General features: G+C 64.8%; 3 protein-coding genes. All 3 read left to right on the top strand.

Going from position 1 to position 3,818, the window contains the following annotated elements; translation table 11 throughout:
* The first annotated feature begins 359 nt into the window (after nucleotides 1–359).
* The 3 genes from AC4FAH_RS05440 to ntrC all read left to right on the top strand — a co-directional run bounded on the left by AC4FAH_RS05440 (nucleotide 360) and on the right by ntrC (nucleotide 3,816).
* Nucleotides 360–1,052 carry a DUF4124 domain-containing protein gene (locus AC4FAH_RS05440; RefSeq protein ID WP_054556333.1) on the top strand — a complete coding sequence of 231 codons (693 nt, stop codon included), beginning with the start codon at nucleotides 360–362 and terminating at the stop codon, nucleotides 1,050–1,052.
* 263 nt (nucleotides 1,053–1,315) lie between these two features.
* Nucleotides 1,316–2,410 carry a nitrogen regulation protein NR(II) gene (gene glnL / locus AC4FAH_RS05435; RefSeq protein ID WP_264158090.1) on the top strand — a complete coding sequence of 365 codons (1,095 nt, stop codon included), beginning with the start codon at nucleotides 1,316–1,318 and terminating at the stop codon, nucleotides 2,408–2,410.
* On the top strand, nucleotides 2,407–3,816 hold the full coding sequence (gene ntrC, locus AC4FAH_RS05430; protein ID WP_043335756.1) for a nitrogen regulation protein NR(I): 1,410 nt from the start codon (nucleotides 2,407–2,409) through the stop codon (nucleotides 3,814–3,816). The genes glnL and ntrC overlap by 4 nt, the downstream gene beginning before the upstream one ends.
* Nucleotides 3,817–3,818 lie beyond the last annotated feature (2 nt).

The raw sequence follows: 3,818 nt of genomic DNA, 5'->3' as shown, positions 1-3,818 counted from the left end.
GACGATGACGACAGCAGGGCCATACCGACAGGTGTGGCCCTGTTTTTCGTTGTGGCCCTGTTTTTCATTATGGCCCTGTTTCGTTCTATCTCTTTGCTCTGATCCTTTGCTCTGCCCCTGATCCTTTTCCCTGAGATCGGCCATGCTGATGACAGACCTGCAGGGCGCGGTGGTAGCCTTGCGTGACAGTCAATGCACACAGGCGTCTTGTCGAAGGCCCCAAATGCTGGCATCAACGCGGTAAGCTTTGTAACTTGTTAGCCTTGTCATCAGGCAGCAGGATCGCCTGTCGATAGACCCAACCCGCTGGAGCTGCCTGCGGCTTCTGGCCTCCCATGACTCTCTTCAGGAATCTTCGGATGTGGCCCTTCGTATCCTCCCTGCGCGTCGCGAACCCCGCGACTGACTCGCGTGCACTGCCAGCAGCGCGCCCCGAGCCACTGCAGTGCCTGCTGCTGGCAGCGACGCTGATGCTGTCGAGCCTGTCGTTCGATCTTCAGGCGGCCCAGGTCTATCGTCACGTCGATGCCAACGGCAACGTGGTCTTCAGTGATCAGCCTGCGGGCGGCAGCAAGGTGCAGCTGACGCCGCTCAGCGTGGTGCCGTCGACGGAATCCCTGCCGCCGCGGCGCAGCACGCCGTCGCGCGTGAGTTCTTCCTCATCCAGCGAGAGCACCCGCACCCGGGCGCCTGCGGTAGATGTGGCCTTCCGTGGCTATACCACCTTCACCATCCAGAGCCCGTCCAACGAGGAAACGCTGCAGACCGGGCAGGCGGGCAATCTGGCGGTGCGCCTGGGAATCGAGCCCAAGCTGCGCCCGGAAGACAAGGTGCGCGTGACCGTGGACGGTGCGCCGTCTCAATCCGCCATGCACAGCACCGTCTTCATGGTGCCGGCGCTGGAGCGTGGCAAGCATGTCATCCAGGCGGAGCTGCTGGATTCCACCGGCCGCGTGCGCCAGACCAGCGAGCCGAAGGTGGTCTATGTGCAGCGCGCCAGCGTCAATCTGCCTCGCAACCCCAACAACCCTGCCAATGCTGGCGGTGGCTAGCAGCGTCTGGGCGGCCTGCTTTCTTCGCGCGTTTCTCCTTCGCTGACAGGCCGCCTTCGGGCGGCTTTTTCGTGTCTGGGCCAGTCGATGTCGGGCCACCTGGCAGCGAAGAGAGGCAACGCGGATTCTAGCGCGTTTTTCTGCCTGCACCATTTTGGTGCCAATATGAGGGGCCAGAAATGGTTGCACAGCATCGGACGCCGTGTTCTCGGTGCCTGCACCAGACTGGCGCGGTTATTGCAGAACAGGGAGACGTACTGCAGATGGCGAACAAACCCATGCATCAACGACTGCTCGAACACCTGAACACTGCCGTGGTGGTGCTGGACTCACAGCTGCAGATGGTCTGGATGAATCCCGCCGCGGAGACGCTGCTGGCGGTGAGTCTGGTGCGTGTGAAGGGCAGTACGCCCGACAACATGACCGGGCTGGATGACACCCTGATCAATGTGCTGCGCAAGGCGCTGGAGGAACAGCACCCCTACACCCAGCGTGAGGCCGAGATCATCAACGCGGCCAATGAAGCGCTGACGGTGGATTTCACCGCGACGCCCATCAGCGCCAATGAACTGCTGGTCGAGATAGAACCGCGTGACCGCCTGATGCAGATCTCGCGCGAAGAAGCGCTGATCGCCCGCCAGGAGGCGGTCAAGGTGCTGACGCGTGGTCTCGCGCACGAGGTCAAGAATCCGCTCGGCGGCATTCGTGGTGCCGCCCAGCTGCTCGAACGTGATCTGCCCGAACCGCAGATGGTGGAGTTCACGCGCATCATCATCGAGGAGGTGGACCGCCTGCGTGATCTGGTCGATCGCATGCTCGGGCCGAACCGGCCGCCGCTGCAGGCGCCGGTCAATGTGCATGCGGTGACCGAGCGGGTGCGGGCCTTGCTGCAGGCGGAAGGCAGCGCCATCACCTTGAGCGCCGACTACGACCCGAGCCTGCCGGAGGTGATCGGCGACGAAGGTCAGCTGATCCAGGCGGTGCTCAACATCGCGCGCAATGCCACCCAGGCCCTCAATGAGCAGCCACAGCCCGATTCACCGCAGCCTGACGCAGCCCCCTACGAGATCACGCTGCGGACCCGCGCTCGCCGGCAGTTCACGCTGGGCCATGAGCGCCACCGGCTGGTCTGCGAGCTGGCGATCATCGACAACGGCCCCGGCATACCGGAGAGCCTGCGCGAGACGCTGTTCTACCCGATGGTCTCGGGGCGCGCCGAAGGCTCAGGGCTCGGGCTGTCGATCGCCCAGGGCATCCTGCACCAGCATCAGGGGCTGATCGAGTGTGACTCGCGCCCCGGCCATACCGAATTCCGATTACTCATTCCGCTAGCCGGCACTTCTGGAGATCACACATGAGCGAGACTGCCCGCGTCTGTATCGTCGATGACGACCGTGCCATTCGCTGGGTGCTGGAGCGCGCTCTGGCACAACCCGACCTCGAGGTGGAAACCTTCGAGCGTGCCGATCAGGCCGAAGCCAGCATCATGCGTCAGTGCCCGGATGTCCTGATCACCGATATCCGCATGCCCGGAACCGATGGTCTCGACCTGATGGCGCGCGTGCGCGAGAAGTACCCGGACCTGCCCGTCATCGTGATGACGGCGCATTCCGATCTCGACAGCGCCGTGGCCTCCTATCAGGGCGGCGCCTTCGAATACCTGCCCAAGCCGTTCGATGTCGATGAAGCGCTGGCGCTGGTACGGCGCGCCGTGGCGCATGCCCGTGAATCCAAGGCGCCCGCCGCCGTGCCGGAAGGGCTGACTAAGGAAATCATCGGCGAAGCGCCGGCGATGCAGGAAGTCTTTCGCGCCATCGGCCGCCTGTCACAGTCGCATATCACCGTCTTGATCAACGGCGAGTCCGGTACCGGCAAGGAGCGCGTGGCCCAGGCGCTGCATCAGCACTCGCCGCGCGCCGCCAAGCCGTTCATCGCGCTCAACATGGCGGCGATTCCCAAGGACCTGATGGAATCGGAGCTGTTCGGCCACGAGAAGGGCGCCTTCACCGGCGCCACGGCGCTGCGCCGCGGGCGCTTCGAGCAGGCCGATGGCGGCACGCTGTTCCTCGATGAAATCGGTGACATGCCCGCCGAGACCCAGACCCGCCTGCTGCGCGTGCTGGCCGATGGCGAATTCTATCGTGTCGGTGGCATCACGCCGGTCAAGGTCGACGTGCGCATCATCGCCGCGACGCACCAGCACCTGGAAAAGCTGGTCGAGGATGGGCGCTTCCGTGAGGATCTCTTCCACCGCCTCAACGTGATTCGCGTGCATCTGCCGCGCCTGTCGGAGCGTCGCGAAGACATTCCGCGTCTGATGAGCCACTTCCTGGGCGAGGCCGCGCGTGAGCTGTCGACCGAGCCCAAGGTGCTGACGGAGGCCGCGGAGAAACACCTGACGCGCTTCGACTGGCCGGGCAACGTGCGCCAGCTCGAGAACACCTGTCGCTGGCTGACGGTGATGGCCTCGGGGCGTGAAGTGATGATCGAGGACCTGCCGCCGGAGCTGCGCGATGCCAGCGGCACCGAGGCGGCCTCCGGCGATTGGCGTGGTGCCTTCCGCGAGTGGGCGGACCGCGCACTCGCCGCCGGCCACACCCATCTGCTGGAAGAGGCGGTGCCCGACTTCGAGCGCATCCTGATCGAGACGGCCCTCAAGCATACCGGTGGCCGCAAGGGCGAAGCCGCCGAGCTGCTGGGCTGGGGCCGCAACACCCTGACCCGCAAGCTCAAGGTGCTGCTGCCGGCGCTGGCCGAGGACTGAGG

The organism is Cobetia sp., from assembly GCF_983723665.1.
The sequence above is the reverse complement of the archived record's forward strand: the minus strand, read 5'-3'. Positions and strand labels throughout refer to the sequence as shown.